Genomic DNA, 20,052 nt, shown 5'->3' with positions numbered 1-20,052 from the left:
CTCGTTTTTTTATATTTAGTAGACAACTAAAACTCCTGCTCTTCTTCATAAAACCAGATTTCTGCCAACAAAGAAAAGCCCATCAGCCAAATGAAGCAGAAAACGAAGAACCACACAGCTCCCATCATAGTGACTACCTCCACAAAGCTTCTTGATTCAAGACTGTGTTCTTAGGTAAGTATGTTGCGCTTATCAAACCTGAGTAAATTATTACTGGAAATTTATATCTTGAGTTGGGTTTTTTATAAAACTAAATTTTATTAACTAAAGTATTACAAGAGATTGCTAGTAGTAAGTGGGATGTGTTAGCGACAGCGTAACGCATTTCATACAAGGCTATCAGTGTGTTACGGCTTACGCCCAACACAACGCCACATGCTACAAGTCGACAGAGCCGCCCAACGTAGTGGCTTCCCTACACATACTAAAATTTTTTCAGAAATCAAATCGGATTTCTAGAAATTTAATACTTAAACAGTAGCGCGGCTCCAAGTGAAATTAATTAAATCTAGGAAGTAATCAACAGAGTTATCTATATAATCTTCTATATTTTCATTATTAATCACACACAATTTACCACCAGTAATTTGTATTTTATCTGGTTCTTGGTAGAGAGATTTGTGTCTACTGATACATCCTGGTTTTTCTCCAGTTGTTGCTAATTTATCTATGATAAATGTGTGGATATGTAATCTATAAACTGGAGTTTCATGATAAACTCTTGTACCGAGATATCCTAAATTGCCAATGATATAGATGTATTCTCCAACTAATGTGGCAGAATGAAAATCGGTTGGCGGAAACACATCTTGGGGATAGCCAAAAATCTGAAAATTACCATCACCTTGATAAACTACCACATCGTTATATATACAAAAATCAGGGTCATAGGAGTCTTCATGTTCACCAGCAATTTCTATAATTCTGCCATCTGGTAATTGTGTAATGGTTCTGCCAAATCGGTCATAGCACCATGCTTTATCTTGCCAATTTTCTGTATCATCAAAAAAGTTTTTAGCTGTATAAGCAGAACAACCTTCACAAATCATCGCTTCCCAAAAGGGAATTATCATCAACTCTGGATTCGTTTTGCCAAAGCGCGGATGTTTGCCAGCAAAATACTGCTCTGGAGTTATTTGTGATAATGCAAATTTGTTGTTGTCAATTCCGGTGAGCGATCGCCGCATATCATCGTTAATATCGCTGATATCTTCACCAGATGCAATTAACATTCTGACAATTTCTTGATTTTTCGCTACCTTAATGGCTTTGTCATCACAATCATTCTTGCTGCTGGGGTTTGCACCAGCTTCTAGTAAAATTTTGACGCAATCAGTAGCACCATACTCTGCTGCGATGATTAACGCAGTGTTACTAAATTCATCAGTGGCTTCAATATCAAATCCCTCTGCAATTAGCCACTCTAAGACTTCAACCCTATTGTTTTCTATTGCATACATTAACGGCGTTTTTCCGCAGTTTCCCACATCGTTGTGATTGGCTCCCGCCGCTAGAAGTAATTTGGCTTTAGGTAATTCACCCACCTGAATACTCAATAACCAAGGAGTTCTATCCCAACAATCACGCACATTTTGATCTGCGCCTTGTTCTAGCAATAACTTTACTTGCTCTAAGCTGCCAAAAACTATAGCGTGCATTAATTCTGTCCATTCCAGTTGCTCTGGGTTAGCACCTGCGTTCAATAATAATTGGACAGCATCAAATCTCCCAACCTGAGCAGCTACTTTAATTGCAGATTCATCATAGCTACTCATTCCATTGACAGCAGCACCTTGAGAGATAAGTAAATTCAAAGTTGATATTAAGTTTTCGTCTTGTAAAATATCTCGACCATACATAGCATGAATTAAGACATCATATCCATCTGGAGTTTGATAGTTAATATCTGCTCCAGCATCGAGAATAAATTGGATTTTATCGATATTTCCTGACTGCACAGCCAACCCAAGTACGGTATTTTGAGATTCTGGTTCAATAGCATTAACATTCGCACCATGTTCTAAGAGAAAGCGAATCATCTCAACGCCTGCATTGGGGCTACTAACTGCACACATTAATGGTGTTTGCTGAGAATACTCGTCTAGGTATTCAATATCAACACCATTGGCTATTTCATGTGCGACTCCCGCAATATTACCCTGCTGGACATCAATATGAATTTTTTCCATACATTTTCTGATTTAAGTTCTGATATAAATTACTACAAGCAGAAGCGATCGCGCTTCCCATCTTATCCCCACAGATATCGTCAAGTTGCTCTAAACGCCTGAATTGTGCTGTAAGCGTTAAACTAGAACTATTGGAATCAAAATCTCTGGCAGTAAGTTCTACAAGTAGTCAATTTTGATCACTCTAGGGAAAATGTCTCAAGAAGATGAAGAGTTACTACATATTCAGCAGATATCTAACCTTAAACCACGACACTTTGCTGATTTAGTCAGGGCTGCACAGTTAATTTTTGATCCGACTGCGGGAATTGTCGGAAGTCATGTGGTAGTAGACTGGCAAGAATTTGGTATTCCTGATGAGGTTGAGTTAAATCTCAAATTACTTGGTCAGCAATATCAATATGATTGTCCTAATATTCCTAGTGCAATTATTTGGAGTCAATTAACGCCTGCTACACGTAATTGGTTTCTGGAAAATAAAGATGAATTGTGGAAATTTGAAGAAGCTTTTCCACCATTGGATGAAGACTAGTACAGAAAGACAATTACTCAAAACGACAATAAATGGTAGGAAACAGATGTTTCCTACCATTTATTGTCCTAAATACCAAACATTGCTGTGGTGATGAGGCTGAAAGCTATGTTTAAATTTTATTAAGATTGTTGTGATACTGTTGCCTTTATACATAGAACTTAAAAACAGTCAGTAATTGGCGATCGCATTAATTCCAGAACCTCGACAAATTTAATTTTAAAAAACTTGTATCAATGAATCAAAGCCTTAGTGTTACTCCCACTCAGGAGGAAATTTTTCATCAAAATGTCTCTGGTACTCAACCACAGCTAATTGTGCCTCAAATCATGGTTCTGGCTTTAGAAATACTACTAGCATTACCACTGAGTATCGGCTTGGTAAAGTTGCATGTTGGCGGTATTGCTTGGATATTTGGTGGTATCGCTGCTGGTACAATCATCCTCCAAGGATGTCGAATTTTCTACCAATACACACCCAAACCTAACAGAACTGCGAGAAAAGTCGGGATGGGACTTGTAGGACTGACGGTTGGTTTATCTAATGGTAATAGTGACCTGATCAATTTAGCTGCTGGGATTCCGATATTTGTTGCTCTGACCTTTTTTTTATTGGTATGTGGTAGCTGTATTGGCTATATTTATTCCCGACTCAGCAAAACTAATTTATTAACAGCAATGTTGGCGACAGTTCCCGGTGGTGTGGGTGTGATGTCATCAATTGCGGCTGATTACAATAAAAACGTGACTTTGGTTGCTTTAGTGCAAGCAATTCGAGTTACTTGTGTAGTGTTGGTAATTCCTTTTATTGCGAGAACCACAGTTGGTAGTTATTGGAATTCTGCAACACTTCCTGTCAAACAAGCTTTACTTAGTTTGGAACCCTCACAAATCGGACTGTTGCTGGTAGCATTGCTGATGACTGGAGTGATAGTTTACGGCGCTATTGCTTGGAAAATTCCGGCTGGAGATTTTTTTGGGGCGTTACTACTGGGTATATTTTTTAATTATTTCTTGAATTGCTTACCTTTTGTGAGTGGAGCTAACTTGAGTCCACAGCCTTTGGTGAATATAGTTGGTCAAATGTTATTGGGAATTACCATCGGGGAATATTGGGGAGAAAAACCCACCTTTGGTAAACGAACCATCGGTTATGCGTTGATTTCTGTAGCGTTGACGCTGATTGCAGGTGCGATCGCTGCTATGCTGGCTATGCACTTCACTTCTTGGGATTGGTTAACTTGTCTTTTGGTTACAGCCCCCGGTGGTGCTGCCGAAATGATCTTAGTTTCCCTAGCATTAGATCATAATGTGGAAATTGTCACCACAGGCCATTTAGTCCGACTCATCGCCATTAACAGTTCCTTACCACTTTGGTTATTTTTATTTCGCCGTCTGGAAAGTCAGTTGAAGTGTGAAGTCTGAAAGTTAATGGAAAGAAAAAACCTCGGCGTTGTTCAAACCGAGGTGATTAGGAGAAGTCCAAATGTCGATGGGAGATACCGATACCGAAGTCCGTTGTTCATAGCTAACTGCAAAAGACATCAAATTCTGACAATATCTTTATTTGTTAGCGGATTTGGTTGTAGTTTATTACTGATTTATAAACTTATATTAATAAGTGTAACTATATTGTTACGATAAGTCAACAGAAATTGACAAATAACAGCAAATACCAGTAATTAGAAAAACTTATGTGTTTAATAAAAAGAAGCGATCGCTAGTACAACAAGGCAAAAGTAAAAAGGCAAAAGGCAAAAGTAAAAATTATTTATCTATATATTCCTCCACTACTTTGAGCGCATCAGGAGGAATTTCTGTGACCAAGAGAAAGGGAAAGGCTGGTGTAGAAGCTGAAATCGCATAATTCGGTGTCAAAAACACACTATATTGTTGAGCTTCTGGGGTGAGTTGTGCAGCCATAGCCAGGACTATCACCTTCACAAATTTACGAACATCGGCTGCTTGTTCTCCGACAACTTCGCCGCCAGTAAAAGGTGTGTTGGGTTGACCGGCTTGGTCTAAAGTAGTGCTGGGGTCTTTAACGCTCAGGTGTGTACCGCCCAAAATGCCAACCAGCCATTTCGGTGCAGGAATTTTGTGAAACCCGACAATTTGTTCTGTCAACGCTGGTGTTGTTTTGTCGGCGGAACTAGCCAAGATGAGAGTCGGGATTTGCACCTTAGTTAAACCAGAGTCGCCAAACATTAAAGAACTGGTAGGATTGAGAGCGATCGCTTGTTTAATTCGAGTATCCCGCAGTTGATAGCTGTTGTTTGGTAGTTCTTGAGCAACGCACTGTGCAGTTTCACCCAAACTCAACACAGCCAAATTTTGTTTACAACGTTGTTTGAGCTGATCTAGTTGTAATTCACCACCCGCCAAAGCCAAAGCTGTACCACCACCAAAAGAATAACCAATAACCATCACATTATCAGTTGCAAGTTTACCTGCTAACGGGTCATTAGGAGTTTGGTTAATTTTGGCGAGTTCATCCAAAACAAAACTAATATCTTTGGGACGTTCTAAAAATTCTTGTGGTTTAAGGAGTTTACTTTTACCTTGTAAACCAGCATCAACATTCGTCTGATTACTACCAGGATGTTCTACAGCCACAAATACATAACCGTGAGATGCTAAATGTTCTGCAAGATAGCGTAAATCAGTCCGCACAGAACCCAAACCGTGAGAATAAATAATTACTGGTTTATTTGCAGTTGCAGCATTTGACCAATAAATATCTACAGGAATATTGCGGTTACGTTGTTTGTCAAGCCAATTGAATTTTAAGACTCGGACTTCCGCCGTTCCAGGTTGACTGGGGTCAAATGGTAAAGAAACTTGTAGCGATTTTTGATTAAGTTGGGGTGCGATCGCTAACATAAATTGTTGAGTCCGCCAAAATGCGGTATTAAAATTCCCAGATAACTTGAAAATTGCAGGTAAATTAATCTCCAAACTTTGACTCGGATAAGCCGCAATAAAACTCAGTAATGACAAACCTTGAGGCGCAGTTGCACCGATAACTGCTCCCGCTCTCAGAGCTTGCACACCAGCTTTATCTTTACGTACAACCGCAGTCGAGAAATCATTAAGAATTGTTGCCCCAATCTGAGTATTGAGTAACCGATTAACAGTCACAACATTCAACGGTAGCGGCATTTTCAGCGTCTCTAACAAAAAGCGCCGCTCTTGGGAAGATAATTTACGACCATACAATTCAAAACCATTCGGGAAATCTCCCATTGCTGCTGCTGTTTGCAACTCAGCTAAAGAAACAGACTCCGCCAACAAACCATAACGCAACACAACTTTATCAGCCGCTTTTGCCGCAGTATTTATGCTTATAAAAATTGTGTAGTTTAAGGCACAAAAGCAACCTAGCAATAAATTGAAAGCTTTCCTACTTATTCCCATAAAAATATTCGTCAATGAATCCTGACGGGAATATAACGGATATTTTGGCATTTGACGACTCTTAAGATGCAGTCAAGAAAATACGGAGGCACATAGACATCATGTAATACAAGATATGTGGATACTTCATGAATATGCCAAGTATCTACGGAAAAGGTTCATCTCTTTTTGTTGCGGATGTTAATAGAGAGCAGAATTTATCCCACAAACATACTTTACTTGAGCCTTGAGTCAGCAACCCGAATGACAGCTAAAACCTTTAGATTTCATCCTGTATGCGTCGCCCAATAATCTATATTTTGATTTTGTTACTTTCAATCTTGATTGTGACTTTGTGGTGGCCTGTACATGACTCCCAATGTAATTCAGAAGCTTTTTTAAAATCAAACAAACAAAAACTTCAGATAACAGCCTCTCAAGTCGTTGTGCAACCCTGGCGTGGCGAACATCATGTATATGGAATTTTTATGGTTCCCGATGAATACAAGGAAACACAATTTTTTGTGTTATCAGTTCTGGGTGCTAATAACTATTGTTCTAAACCGTTTGGTTACAACCAAAACTATGATGATGTCTTCGCTCAACCTGGAACTCATTTAATTAGGTATTATCTCAGGACTCGCATTGCTTTGCGGCTGATTGTTCAAGGTTCATATTGGCAACTTAATAATAAACAAAACTGGGTGTTAATTTACCCACAAGTTAAGTAGAAAGTTAGGAGGCAATGGTTCGGCTGCGCTCACCAACCGGAAGCAGGAGGCAGGATATTAGCCTTAAGGAGCAATTGGAGTGGCTAAACTTCCATGTTTGGCTAACAAAGCAGAGGTAGTATTCACAACAATTTGCGCCGCACCGACAAAAAACGATCGCTCGATTGTACTAGGCTGGTCACTAGGTTGATGATAATGAGGACTACGCAGGTTAGCCGTATCAGTTACTAAAACTGCACCTACTCCTTGATACCAAAACGGTGCATGGTCACTCCGCAGAGTATCAGGTGTGAGTAATCCTTTCAATGGAATAGGTACTGTGAGAACGGCTGGAAAATTAGCTGGTTGTGGGTTTTGAAAAGCACTCAGCAAAGGTAAATGTTCAGTATCACCTACCACTGCTAAAAAGTCTCCTTTATCGCTGGGTGGCGTTACAGGTAAACCCGGTGGATATTGTTGACAGCCAGGAGTGTAGCAAGCATAACCAACCATATCCATAACAATGACACCACTGAGATTTTTTAACCGTTTGGCTTGAGCTGCAAAAGCTTTACTACCCAACAGTCCAGCTTCTTCCTTATCAAAAAAAATTAACTGTAAAGTGCGTGGTGTCGGCTGGGAACCAAGTAATCTAGCAATTTCTAAAACTACCGCCACCCCAGTACCATTATCATCAGCACCCGGAGAAGCGGCGACTGTATCATAATGTGCGCCGACGAGAATTGTACCTGCTGTTTTCTCAGTCCCTAAACGTTCTGCAAAGATATTCACACCCTCAGTAAATTTTTCTAGCTGTGGTTTCCAGCCGGATTTTTTTAATTCACTTGTGATATATGTACGAGTACGCGATCGCTCTGCTGTTGTATAGCGTTGAAAATTTAACTTTTCAATGTGGGCAAGCAAATTCTCAAGCGAAACTTGTGGTGTATTGTCTTGTATTGGTGGCTTGGTTTGAGCTTGTTTGGCTGGTACTTGCTCAACAATTTCTGGTGCAGCAACCTGGGGGAAAAAACTATTGAATGCAATACTTCTACTACCAACAATCACAACTACCACCAGCGCCAACAGCACCAGCCAAATCCGTTTTTGCATACATTGAACCTTGCTTTCCAGACCTAGAGTAGCGCAAACTCAAGTTTGACGACTTGTCTGTTGACAGAGGCAAAAATTTAACCTATTGTTCCTTGTTTGGGCAGTGCTGAAGGCTGGATATGTTAGATTTATCGCTCATCGCCATCCTGGGATTTCTCGGCAGTTTTGGGCATTGCTTCGGGATGTGTGGCCCTTTAACAGTGGCGTTTTCGCTGTCAAGTAAGCAAAATGGGCAGAAATCGACCTCAGAACGTTCATCTACTTGGCAACAGCAATTAATATTTCACTTTTTACTAAACCTCGGCAGAATGTTCAGCTATGCCCTGGTGGGTGCAGGAATTGGGGCTGTCGGTTCGGTATTGTTTGAAGGTGGACAACTCGCAGGAATTGGTAGTGAATTTCGCCGTTGGATGGCGATGATTACGGGAATTATGCTGATTTGGTTTGGCTTAGGACAAATTAAACCAAATTGGTTGCCCCATATTCCGGTATTACACCCTTTATTAAAAAATAATTTACACGATCGCCTGAGTGCAGGCATGGTCAAACTTTCCTACCAAACCAAATGGTGGACACCCATATTTTTGGGAATGACTTGGGGTTTAATGCCTTGTGGTTTCTTGTATGCGGCTCAAATTAAAGCCGCAGAAACCAGCAACCTCTGGAAGGGTGCAGCCACAATGTTAGCTTTTGGTTTAGGAACTTTACCCACGATGCTGGGGGTTGGTGTTTCTACTTCGTTAATTAGTAAAGATCGGCGCAGTCAATTATTTCGCTTAGGCGGTTGGGTAACACTAATTATTGGCGCAATTACTTTATTGCGGACTGGCGACACAATGGTAGACTACACCGGACACGCCGCCTTATTTTGTTTGATGTTGGCTTTAATTGCTCGCCCAATTAGTAATTTCTGGGCTGCACCTATGCGTTATCGGCGGGCTTTGGGTGTGGGTGCTTTTGTGCTGTCTTTAGTCCACACCACCCATAACATTGAACATTCTCTGCAATGGAATTTTGCCGCTTTTTGGTTTTTTCCTAGAGAATTTCGCTGGGGGATGGCTGCGGGTGCTGTAGCATTGATCTTAATGACTCCTGCTGCTTTAACTAGTTGGGAATCGTTGCAAAAATCTTGGGGTAAACTTTGGCGACAGATTCATCTCTTAACTGTGCCGGCTTTAATCTTGAGTACCTTTCATGCAGTGGTGATAGGTTCCCATTACCTAGGTTCTCTAGAATCAAATGGGGGTAATAAGTTGGCAACAATGTTACTAGTTATAGCTACTCTTGGGGTATTGCTGTTGCGTTGGTTAAAAGCAGGTGAGCAGGTTAAGACGTAAGAAGTAAAAAGTAAAAAGTAAAAAGATAATCTCCATAAATTTAGAGGCTTACGAGCATTTTTATTTTTCTTTATTTTGCCTTTTAACTTTTGCCTTATTTGGTGAGCATAAATTATTTTCCAAGTATGAAAAAATTAAAATCCGCATTATTGCTGTTCTGTGTAGCGATCGCAATTACTAATATTCACCCCGTCTTTGCCCATAAAGTTCAAGTAGCCGCAGATGTCGGCGCGACTCTCCATCTCGAACCTAATGATAACCCCCGCGCTGGCGAACCTACCCAAGCTTGGTTTGCTCTGGCGCGTAAAGGTGGACAAACCATTCCCCTCGCTCAGTGTAATTGTCAGTTGGCAGTCTACGCCGAACCCCACACCCCCAGCGAACCAGCATTACTCGAACCATCCCTCAAACCTGTATCCGCCGAACGCTTCCAAGGTATTCCCGGAGCGGAAATCACCTTCCCCAAACCCGGACTTTATCAATTACAGCTAAATGGTAAACCCGCAAAAGGTGCTAACTTCAAACCCTTTACCCTCAAGTTTGAAGTTACCGTCGCGGCTGGTACTCAAAGTAATACACAAGATTCTCAAAAAGTCAATATTAATAATGCCAACAGCGATGCTGTAGCTCAGGAAACTACAAAAACTTTACCACCTTGGGCGATCGCAATTCCCGGTTTTGTACTAGTCGGGATTTTCCTAGTTTTCTGGCAACAGACAAGAAGAAGTTAATTACTAAAATAGTTTAAGTATGCCTTCCTCTGAGCAGTTAAAAACTTGCTTCATTCTGAGCTATTGGATAACTAAAATGTATTTACCAATACACATGATACGTATAGATGAATGAACAAAAAATGTTGTCTTTCTAGCTGGTGAAGAAACAGAAATCATCATTTATCCCAATGGAAAATGGAGATATTTATGAGTAAATACGATTTTATGTCAATGACTCGTAGTGAACTCCGTCGGTATATCCTGGAACATCGAGAAGATGAAGCAGCTTTTCAGATTTATTTAGACAGATTTAGCTCTAATAGCAGTGAAATTTTTCCCGCTCCGCAAACAATAGAAGACTTAGACAACTTTCCCCAATTACATCAACAGCAATTAGAAAAACGACAGAATCAAGGCTAAATCTTTTGACTGAAATTTCATTTTTCTCAGAAGTAAACGATAAAGTATCAGGACTTACGCAGAATCATGAAAAAACGAACCGCAAAGGCGCAAAGGACACGAAGATAAGAGGGTTCGAGAGGGTTTTTGCGTAAGTCCTAAGTATGAAGAGTGAACAGAAAAATTTCCTACTTCACACTTCATACTTCACACTTCTATTTGTGTCGCTTTTGATGCCACTGCCAAGCATGAGTGACAATATCTTGGATAGCTGGATATTGCGATCGCCAGCCAAGGATTTTTCTAGCTTTTTCACTACTACCAATTAAAACAGGTGGATCACCGGGACGGCGATCGCATTCTTGGACGGGAATTGATAAGCCAGTCACCGACTCAGCCGCCGCAATCACTTCCCGCACCGAAAAACCATTACCATTCCCCAAGTTAAATACTTCGCTATCGCCACCCTCTAATAAATATTCCAGCCCTAAAACATGGGCATCGGCTAAATCGTTCACATGAATATAATCACGAATACAAGTACCATCAGGTGTGGGGTAATCTGTGCCGAAAATTGAGATAGATTCCCGCTTACCCAAAGCTGTCAATAATATCAAAGGAATTAAATGAGTTTCTGGATTGTGGTCTTCACCTAGTAAACCATCAGGGTTTGCACCAGCCGCATTAAAGTAGCGGAACCGGACTGATTTTAAATTATAAGCAACATCAAAATCAGCAAGAATCCGCTCTACCATCAGCTTAGTAGCCCCATAAGGATTGATTGGGTCTTGGGGATGGTCTTCGGGAATTGGGACGACTTCTGGGACTCCGTAGGTGGCGCAGGTAGAAGAAAATACGAACTTGTGAATGGATGCAGCCAGCATCGCTTCTAATAAAGTCAGCGTACCGACCACATTGTTACGGTAATATTTTGCGGGGTCAGTCACGGACTCGCCTACGTAAGCATAAGCAGAAAAGTGCATCACAGCCGCAAAATTACGGGTTTTAAATAATTCATCTAATAAAGGGCGATCGTTGGTATCACCAACTACCAGTTCTACTTGTAAAACTTGTTCTACCAACTCTCGATGACCGTACACAAGGTTATCAAGTATTACCACGTCATAACCTGCTTGTTTGAGAGCCAGTACAGTATGAGAACCGATGTATCCTGCGCCCCCGGTGACTAAAATACTGGGTTTTTGCGGCGACATAGTTTTTCCCCTCTGAGTTGACAATTCCTCAATTAATTATGGGTGTAGGGATGTAAGGGTGTAAGGGTGACAGAAAAAATTTTTTCTCACCTGGAAAATTATAAATAATAGACGCAGTGTCAAAAAATTGCTCTAAAATCACTACGACGGTAGTCTTTAGGTGTGAGGCTGGTAATATTTGCAGTCAAGTAAAAGTGCGATTACAATTTGACGGTCAAATACACAATCTTGCTCCAAACCTAGGCTGATCGCACTAGAAAATTTGAGAGTTAATCTATGTTCATATTGTTGAGCCGCGTACTACTGTGGCTGCTTGTAGGCACTATCGTATATTCTTTGTTCCAGAGGTTCTATCCTCAAGGAACTTTTGCCGGACGGGTGGTTTTAGTTATTGTTTTGGTTGTCCTAGCTTTGTCGTTCATTAATCCCAATGAACCAGCTGTGGCTTCTTTGTGGAGGGTGATCTCATTTCCACTCAAACCCTTGGGTGCATCAGTGTTAATGATGATTTTTGCCGCCCAAAAAATTAAGGATGGTGGGATAGGAAAACCAGGGGGAACATTACTAGCTGCATCGCTGATTATTTTGCTGTTGTCCAGTACGCCAGCGATCGCTTATTTTTTGGTGAGATCACCAATTGCGGCAACAGCTGTTAATTCCACTCTAACAAATCAAGCACTAGTCAGAAATTATCTGCCAGCTGGGGCGACTAGTTCGGAAGTACTTGTCGCATTAAATCCTAGTGCAACAACTAGTGATGTAAATGCGATCGCGTTAAACGCTGCGGATATCAAGATTCCGCCTTACTTGTTACAAAATCCCCAACAAATCCGAGAACGGGGTTTACGACTAGAGGATTTTGTCCCCAGTGCGGAAACACTCCAACTTACTACCCAAGTTTGGGAAAGTTACCTTAACCAAGTTTACTTTTTCTTACGTGGTCGCCAGTCCTAGGGTTAAAAAAGTAAAATTAACAAGGCCGCAACGCTATCCCCTAGTGGCTGGCCTTATTTAAGAAACCTGAATTCAGCATTGAACCTAAGTGGCAATCAGAAATAGTATCGCTACTCCCACGCCAAACTAATACTATCTTTGACTGCAATTTAGGATGAGAATTCAGCAGATAATTTTCTCTACTGAATTCTGATGACACACTCCTGAGTTCTTTGTAGATAAAATATAAACCTACGATCCGTTTGTTTTAGGATGATGGAGTTGCAAAGTTGCTGTAATGGCAAAATCTCGACGACTAGCTAAACTCGGTGCTTACCTGCGTCCTCATTGGGTAGAGGCAACATTAGGTATTTTTGCTTTGTTGTCTGTCAATGGCTTGGGCGTTTATATTCCTTGGTTGATTCGCGGTTGTGTTGATAGACTGTCAACCCAATTTAGTTGGAACCAACTCATACATTATGTAGTAATCATTGTTTTGTTGAGTTCAGCAATGTGGTTAATCCGCATGGCTTCTCGAATCTGGCTATTTGGCGTAGGACGACAGGTAGAATTTGACCTAAAACAACGGATTTTTGAACATTTACTCAAGTTAGAACCTGCTTATTTTGCTACCAATACCGCCGGAGATTTGATTAATCGTGCTACTAGCGATGTAGAAAATATTCGGCGTTTGTTGGGTTTTGCCGTACTGAGTTTAGCCAATACTTTTTTTGCTTATGCTTTGACACTGCCAGTCATGTTGGCGATTAGTGCCGATATGACGCTATATTCTTTGGCAGTGTATCCGATGATGTTTGTGTTGGTACATTTGTTTAGCGATCGCCTCCGCAAACAACAAGCCGAAGTCCAAGAAAAACTCTCTGATATTAGTGAACTCATTCAAGAAGACATTAGCGGCATTGCCTTAATTAAAATTTACGCTCAAGAAGAAAACGAGCGCCAAGCTTTTGCTAAAAAAAATCAACAGCTATTAAGAGCTAACTTACAATTAGCCAAAAGCCGCAATGTCTTGTTTCCTTTAATTGGCGGTTTAGCTAATCTCAGTTCTTTAATTATTATTTGGTTAGGAACAACTCGAATTTCTGGTGGAACTTTAGCAGTTGGTGATTTTTTAGCACTGCTAATTTATGTAGAACGGTTGGTGTTTCCCACAGCTTTGTTAGGTTTTACGATTACCACCTATCAACGCGGTGAAGTCAGTATTGATCGCTTAGAATCGATTCTCAGCGTCACGCCCAAAATTCAAGACACGGCTGATGTGGTAAATTTAACCGTGGCAGAAGTCAAGGGAGAAATTAGCGCCAAAAACTTCAGCTTTACTTATCCAGAAGCAACAACACCAGCTTTAGATCAGGTCAATTTTACAATTGCGCCTGGAGAAACTGTGGCGATTGTTGGCGCAATTGGTTCGGGGAAATCAACTTTAGCCAATGCTTTACCCCGGTTGTTAGACATTGCTCCCGGACAGTTATTTTTAGATGGGGTAGATATTACCAAAATTGCATTATCCGATTTGCGGAGTGCGATCGCTTATGTTCCCCAAGATAGTTTTTTATTCAGCACCACCATCAAAAATAATATCCGTTACGCTGACCCAAGACGGGAACAACAAGATGTCGAATCTGTGGCGGTGATGTCTCAGATTCATCCCGAAATTCTGAATTTCCCCCAACAATACGAAACTCTAGTTGGTGAACGCGGTATTACCTTATCTGGCGGACAAAGACAACGCACAGCCTTAGCTAGAGCTATGTTAGTTGATGCACCAGTTTTAATTTTGGATGATGCTTTATCTAGCGTTGATAATCAAACGGCTGCCAAAATTCTCAAAAATCTTTCTAGTGGAACTAGCCGCAAAACGGTAATTTTTATCACCCACCAACTATCAGCAGCCGCCGCCGCAGACCGAATTTTAGTCATGGATAAAGGTAAAATTGTCCAAGCCGGCAATCATGTAGACTTAGTGCAGCAAGAAGGCTTGTATAGAATTTTGTGGAGTCAGCATCAAGTCGAGGAATTGTTGCGTTAGTCAAACAATTTTAGATTGACTGCACTCACAAAGGGATGTAGTTTGAAGATTTTAAATTTATTCCAATGACTAGAATACTAATTCAGTAGACCTCTTGCATAAATATTTTTTTGTCTCACGCAAAGACGCAGAGACGCAAAGGAGAAGCATAGGTAAGGATATTTAAAAAACACCAATACCAAGCATAGTAAAACTTTTACCTCCTGCCCTCTGCCTTTGGTTGGTGAGCGCAGTCGAACCACTGCCTTCTGCTATCACTTGACACTCTTCCCAGCGCCGTTTTAAAAGATAAGCACTGGGCGGAAATGATAGCTTAATTGTGAGGTTTTGTCCTTGTAATTCTCTACAAGTAGATTTATCTGTCCAATTACACCGATTTTCTGTATATTTGCGCCACAAGGTTTCAATATCTTTGAGAGTTTCACAAGGTAGAAATTTTTCTTCTCCTTCGGTGAGATAACCATCATTATTGACATCAGCTTTCGCACCTTGTTCGCGCATCAAAATTGCATAAGATGTTTTGAGTGCGCCTGTATATTGATTTTCTAACTTGGCAAAATCAGTATCAACTAAATCGCCAAATTTACCTTGTTGGAGTTCCGCTTCTAAAGCCGCAAGTCGAGTTATTTTAATGATTTCTGCCAAAGATTTTTCAGCTTGTTGTGATGCTTGTTGTAGTGTATTTTTGTGCTTGAAAATATTCGCAAACTTTTGTGGTTCTTGGCTAATTTTTTCTTGTAAATTCAAAGTAATACGCCAAATCTGCCGATAATCATCCAATGCTTGATTAATATCCCCAGCTTGTTGATGTTTATGAGCATTATTCAACAATGCAGATAGACTATTTAATGTTGTTTTGGCAATATCTGGGGTAATAATATTAAATGAACTATAGCGGATGAGTTGCGCTAACTGGTTTTGCTGTTGTTGTTGCCAAGCAACTATACCAGAAGCTGCAATTAATATTAAAGTAATAGTACTGGTACTACCTAGTAAAAAACGATTTTTTAGCCGCGCTTGTTTACTGGCTTGGATATATGCTTTTTCTTGGGGTGTGAGGTAATCTTTGTATTTTTGATAATATGCTTCTGCTTCTGTGAGTTGAGTTTTTTGCAGGAGAAAATCTGGATGTTTGTGCTTTTGTTCCCATTCTTTACGTTTCTTTTCTAAACGCTCTTGTTGATATAGGCGATCGCGGTTTTCATCCAGCCACCAACGCAAACTCGACCAATGACGAATTAAAATTTCGTGAGCTACTTCTATTGTCACTTCACTTTTGAGTATTTCTAATTCCTGAGAAATAGAATCAGCAGTGCGACTCTGTCCGATACTTACCTCATGTTCTGGTAAATTCACAACAATTAATTTGGCATCAATAAACTTTTGCAGAGTTTTTTCAACTAAATATGGTGAATATTTACCTTGCAATAACTGGGATTTTTGGACTTGTTTTTTAGTATCTTCTGTACCCTGTCCTAGACGAGTTAAAGACAGAAAAACCCATTGGGCTATTTTCTGTTCTTCTGGCGATAAACTATCATAAATGGCTTGAGCTTTGAGTTCTAAAGCTACTTTTATGCCACCAATTTTATCGCGGTAAGCTGAAACTGTTAATTCACCTGTATTTTGGTTGCGGTGTTCCCATAATTGTTCTAAAACAAATTGCAGTAAAGGTAAATCTCCCGCCGATTGTTGTAAATCATTTAACAGTAACTCTACTAAACCTGGCTCAACTGTTAATTCTACTTGTTCGGCTGGTTTTTCGATAATTTTGCGATAATTTTCTGCACTCAATCGGGGTGGAACTAAAACATGAGATGCTTGTAATTTTTGCGATAGTTTAGGTAATTCGAGACAGGGTGAAATAAAGTCGGCACGGAGAGTAATGATTAATTTGAAGCGGTCGGATGCGTATTCTAAAGCTTCTAAAATGATATCAAGAAAAACTTGGCGATCGCCTGTAGCCGCCAGCGTCAAAATTTCTTCAAATTGGTCAATTACTAAAACTACCATTGGCTCATTTCTAGTGCGTAACCAATGAACAAAACCCTCACCACCTAAATGTAATAATCCTTCAGTTTGTAAGGGATTTTCTTCACTTTCTGCCATAATTTTGGCTAATTCTTGCAGGGGTTTTTCCCCAGGACGCAAATATTTAATTAGCCAAGTTTCACTTCCCGGAAGTTGTTTGCCTAACCTTAACTGTGCCATTAATCCCGCTTGGACTACAGAAGATTTACCACTCCCAGAAGCACCAACTACTGCTAAAAAAGATTGATGATTAACTTCATTAATTATTCTTTGGGTGAGAACTTCTTGACCGAAGAAATATTTTGCATCCTTTTCACTAAAAGCTCTTAATCCCATATAAGGACAAATCCCTAAATCTACCCGTTGGGATTTTTTCTGTAAAGTCGCAGGTAAAATTTCAATTACTCCCTGCATTCCCCCTAGCCAATAATTCCGCCAAATTTGACTTTCTGCAAGTTCGCGCTGTACACCCATAATCCAGCCAGCCACAGATAAACCTGTTTGTAAGTTGGATGTTTGCAAAGTTGTCAGCAAAGCTGTAGCAAATTCTTCGGCATTTTCAATAGTAGCTGCACCAATAATTAAACACTGGCTAATTTCTGATTCTTGTTGCAAATCTTCTAGCCAATTCTGGAGAGATGAAATATTTTGTGCATCTACAAGACAATCTAAAACTACAATTTGTTGAGCAATATTTGACTGACGCAGACTTTGACGTAACCAATCACGACTAAGTTTAATTTCATCATTAATGACTAAAAAAGCTTCCCCTGTACTTGTTTCTTCAATTCTTCCCCGCAGATAAAGTAATGATGTTGCATCTTCTAAACTGGCTGACGATGCTTGATTGAGTAAGCAATTTTGAATCGCTTGGCGGACATCTGGCAAATCTCGTGCTTGGGAATGCCAATATTTCAACTCAAAACCACCCGCACCAGCCAACATTTTACTAATCTCAGGCGTGATTTCGCCATCTGATAGCCCATTTACTATTAAAGCTTGCCTGTACGATCGCAGTTCGATTTCTGTGGCTTTATACCCAAGAACTAATTCCCCCACTGCTTCTACAATCAATTTCGGAGTTTGCTGTGGTTGTTCTTTTTTTAACCCATCAGTATCACCACGGCTACGTCTTTGTTGATTAATTAACCGCAGTCCTTGGTTGAGCTTATCAATATACTGGAGAGTCTGGTGATAAATATATTTGTAGAGCGATTTAACTTCAATTTCCCCTCTCGAATCAGCCGCTTCACCTAATAAGCCACGAATCAAAAAATAGGTAAACACACCATGACCCAAATCGGGAAATTCCCACGATAACTGTTCTTTATCGCAAGAAAGTAAGGCATAAAATCCTTGACTATATCCTGTTTGTTTTTTCTGAACAGCAACTTTTTGCAGTTGTTCTAACATCTGAGGCGTGGGTGAATTTCTCAGAGTAAAACTGCCACTATGACAAGCATCTAAAATTACTATTTGTTGAGCAGCTTGACAATTACCCAACAATGTCAACAGTTCTTGCATCGTCAAACCAGTGTTGAGTAAGTCATCTGTTTGAGTATGAGTTAAACACAACACAGCCTGCTGACTTTCTGACTCCAGCATTCCATGTCCACAAAAGTAGAATAAAACTGTATCTTGAGGATTAGCAGATTTAACTATTTGCTGAAAACTAGCGCGAATTTCCGCTAATGAAGGTGCTGGTGATGATTGGGAATGATGCTCAATGATTTCTGTGTGGATAAATTTGTGATTGGCTTGTTTTACAGCCTGAGCAAATCCTTGACAATCTGCAACGGCGTAACGCAATGCACGCAGATTTTTATCTTGATATTCATTAATCCCAATCACTAAACACCAAAGTTTTTTGACATCGTTCTTGATAATGGCACGGGGCATATTTGTAAAATATTCTAAGTATAAGTAGAAGGACTAGCTTGTTGAGCATTGAGCGGAGTCGAAATGCGTCTTCTAAAAATTGTGTCTATCTATAATTTAATTTACTAATTTTCAACGCAGAGTTACGCCGCAAGTTGATAAGATTTTAAAATCTCAATATTTCTCGCTCATAATTTTCGGGCGTTGGTTCAATCTCCCATACCAAACCTTCACCCGCTTCTAGTTGTAATTCAATTGCTAACTTTTCTGTTGCTGTATCCGCAACACATTCATTATCGGGAAATGGTTGTAAATCTTCAGTTAATAACCGCAATTTAAACCCACTAGGAATTAAACCTTGTAGTGATAAACTCTGCAATTCTATAACCCAAATTCCTGATGTAATATCGCCTGAAGATTGCACTTGTAACTCGTAATTTTGACCAGCAATTATCAAATGACGAGTTAAAATAACTGGCTCATTTGTTTGGGCTATACCTCTACTACCAAGACTAGTTTCTAAATCTAGATAGTTCCAACCAAGTTGTTGGGCTAAATCAGAAATTCCTGTTTTTATCCATTGGATGATTGACCATTGTTGGGTAATTCCTGTACGTAATTCATATAATCTTTGTCTCCAACCGCCGTGTTCTAGCAACGCTCCCCATAAGCTAAAGGGAATTGCAAGTCTAGGAAATGCTACAGCCGGATTGCCTAATCTTTCTAGTAAATTATTTGCTTGAGTTAATGCTAAATTAGCTAGAGGTTCCACTTCAGTTTTTGTTGGCACATCAGGACAAAGTTGACGAGTTACCCACAATATATCTAAGTCGTGGACGAGGTCTTCATAATCTAAAGCATAAGTGCGATCGCCTGCATTATAATTACTTGGTTGTTTGAGTTGCACATGGGTTGTATATCCCCAAACTTTTACCCAAGCATCTTCAGTATTAACTTGCACTGCTAAATAATAATCCCCAGCCCAACTGGGAATATCCACCCATTCTTGGGGGACACGAATTTCATTGATATCAATTGCTAAACTCGGAATTAATATTAGCCGAGTTTGATTAATAGTAATCGCTGTCCCATTTACTACTTCCCAAAAGCTATGCAAAACAGCAAAATTTGGCGCAGGCTTGGCAATAATTCCCCATATTTCTTCTAGCCAAGGTAAAACAGTTAACAGGCAAAGTCGATTTAAATAAGCTTGTAGGCGAGTGCTGGGTGTGGAAAAATTTTGACTTTGCTGCCAAACTGTATCCTGTGTAGTTTCTGATATCTCCACGCAGGATTCGATGGCAATAGTTGATATCGCTAGAGAATTAAGATAGTTCATGATTTAATTATCTGTTCAACTGTGTCAATTGATATTCTTTACCTCTGCTAATTTCATCTACTCCCTCATGAATAGCAGCGAGGAATTTAATTTCTTGAATTATGTGGTGAATTGAAACATCTGCTGGTAGACGTTTGATTAGTTCAATTACTTTTTGTTGGTCGCTCATAAAACAATATCTTGTGAAATTTATATTACGAACCGCAGAGACGCAGAGAG

The 20,052-nt window shown here is 40.0% G+C and carries 15 protein-coding genes and 1 pseudogene; 9 read left to right on the top strand and 7 right to left on the bottom strand.

Translation table 11 applies throughout. The features are described from left to right. Positions 1-470: 470 nt before the first annotated feature. Positions 471-2,189 (bottom strand): ankyrin repeat domain-containing protein, encoded by a 1,719-nt coding sequence (locus H6G75_RS06700; protein ID WP_190979171.1) that lies wholly within the window; start codon positions 2,187-2,189, stop codon positions 471-473. 193 nt (positions 2,190-2,382) lie between these two features. Between H6G75_RS06700 and H6G75_RS06695 the strand changes: the two genes are divergently transcribed. Both H6G75_RS06695 and H6G75_RS06690 read left to right on the top strand, forming a co-directional pair. After that, a complete protein-coding gene (locus tag H6G75_RS06695) occupies positions 2,383-2,721 on the top strand; it encodes a hypothetical protein (protein WP_190967762.1) in 339 nt (112 codons plus the stop codon). Positions 2,722-2,957: 236 nt separating this feature from the next. Further along, positions 2,958-4,145 (top strand): AbrB family transcriptional regulator, encoded by a 1,188-nt coding sequence (locus H6G75_RS06690; protein WP_190979170.1) that lies wholly within the window; start codon positions 2,958-2,960, stop codon positions 4,143-4,145. A gap of 342 nt (positions 4,146-4,487) precedes the next feature. On the opposite strand, the gene H6G75_RS06685 is transcribed toward H6G75_RS06690, so the two are convergent. After that, a complete protein-coding gene (locus tag H6G75_RS06685; protein ID WP_190979169.1) occupies positions 4,488-6,137 on the bottom strand; it encodes an alpha/beta hydrolase in 1,650 nt (549 codons plus the stop codon). 275 nt (positions 6,138-6,412) lie between these two features. Between H6G75_RS06685 and H6G75_RS06680 the strand changes: the two genes are divergently transcribed. After that, the gene (locus H6G75_RS06680; RefSeq protein ID WP_190979168.1) at positions 6,413-6,847 is read left to right on the top strand and encodes a hypothetical protein; all 435 of its coding nucleotides are present in this window, start codon (positions 6,413-6,415) and stop codon (positions 6,845-6,847) included. 63 nt (positions 6,848-6,910) lie between these two features. Here the strand turns inward: H6G75_RS06680 and H6G75_RS06675 are convergent, their stop codons facing one another. Continuing rightward, the gene (locus H6G75_RS06675; protein WP_190979167.1) at positions 6,911-7,939 is read right to left on the bottom strand and encodes a M20/M25/M40 family metallo-hydrolase; all 1,029 of its coding nucleotides are present in this window, start codon (positions 7,937-7,939) and stop codon (positions 6,911-6,913) included. A 119-nt stretch (positions 7,940-8,058) separates the two neighbouring features. Here H6G75_RS06675 and H6G75_RS06670 point away from each other — a divergent pair, with 119 nt between their 5' ends. From H6G75_RS06670 to H6G75_RS06660, 4 genes and pseudogenes are all read left to right on the top strand, one after another. Next, positions 8,059-9,276: a sulfite exporter TauE/SafE family protein gene (locus H6G75_RS06670; RefSeq protein WP_190979166.1), complete on the top strand. Its 1,218-nt coding sequence runs from the start codon at positions 8,059-8,061 to the stop codon at positions 9,274-9,276. 125 nt (positions 9,277-9,401) lie between these two features. Continuing rightward, complete coding sequence (locus tag H6G75_RS06665) at positions 9,402-10,007, top strand: hypothetical protein (RefSeq protein WP_190979165.1); 606 nt, start codon at positions 9,402-9,404, stop codon at positions 10,005-10,007. A gap of 19 nt (positions 10,008-10,026) precedes the next feature. After that, positions 10,027-10,200: pseudogene (locus H6G75_RS33925) on the top strand (DUF6888 family protein). Further along, entirely contained in the window at positions 10,197-10,409 is a 213-nt protein-coding gene (locus tag H6G75_RS06660; protein WP_190979164.1) for a DUF6887 family protein, read from the top strand. The pseudogene H6G75_RS33925 and the gene H6G75_RS06660 overlap by 4 nt, the downstream one beginning before the upstream one ends. 194 nt (positions 10,410-10,603) lie before the next feature. Here H6G75_RS06660 and galE read toward each other — a convergent pair whose 3' ends face one another. Continuing rightward, the gene (gene galE / locus H6G75_RS06655; protein WP_190979163.1) at positions 10,604-11,602 is read right to left on the bottom strand and encodes a UDP-glucose 4-epimerase GalE; all 999 of its coding nucleotides are present in this window, start codon (positions 11,600-11,602) and stop codon (positions 10,604-10,606) included. Positions 11,603-11,878: 276 nt separating this feature from the next. Here galE and H6G75_RS06650 point away from each other — a divergent pair, with 276 nt between their 5' ends. Then, complete coding sequence (locus H6G75_RS06650; protein WP_190979162.1) at positions 11,879-12,556, top strand: hypothetical protein; 678 nt, start codon at positions 11,879-11,881, stop codon at positions 12,554-12,556. Positions 12,557-12,833: 277 nt separating this feature from the next. Further along, positions 12,834-14,585 (top strand): ABC transporter ATP-binding protein, encoded by a 1,752-nt coding sequence (locus H6G75_RS06645; RefSeq protein WP_190979161.1) that lies wholly within the window; start codon positions 12,834-12,836, stop codon positions 14,583-14,585. A gap of 162 nt (positions 14,586-14,747) precedes the next feature. On the opposite strand, the gene H6G75_RS06640 is transcribed toward H6G75_RS06645, so the two are convergent. The 3 genes from H6G75_RS06640 to H6G75_RS06630 form a co-directional block, all read right to left on the bottom strand. Continuing rightward, positions 14,748-18,515 carry a caspase family protein gene (locus H6G75_RS06640; RefSeq protein WP_190979160.1) on the bottom strand — a complete coding sequence of 1,256 codons (3,768 nt, stop codon included), beginning with the start codon at positions 18,513-18,515 and terminating at the stop codon, positions 14,748-14,750. A 145-nt stretch (positions 18,516-18,660) separates the two neighbouring features. Continuing rightward, entirely contained in the window at positions 18,661-19,833 is a 1,173-nt protein-coding gene (locus tag H6G75_RS06635) for a DUF1822 family protein (RefSeq protein ID WP_190979159.1), read from the bottom strand. A 7-nt stretch (positions 19,834-19,840) separates the two neighbouring features. Then, entirely contained in the window at positions 19,841-20,002 is a 162-nt protein-coding gene (locus H6G75_RS06630) for a hypothetical protein (protein ID WP_190979218.1), read from the bottom strand. Between the last annotated feature and the right edge of the window lie 50 nt (positions 20,003-20,052).

The organism is Nostoc sp. FACHB-280, from assembly GCF_014697615.1.
GTDB lineage: Bacteria > Cyanobacteriota > Cyanobacteriia > Cyanobacteriales > Nostocaceae > Nostoc_B.
This window is presented reverse-complemented; position numbering and strand designations above follow the sequence as displayed.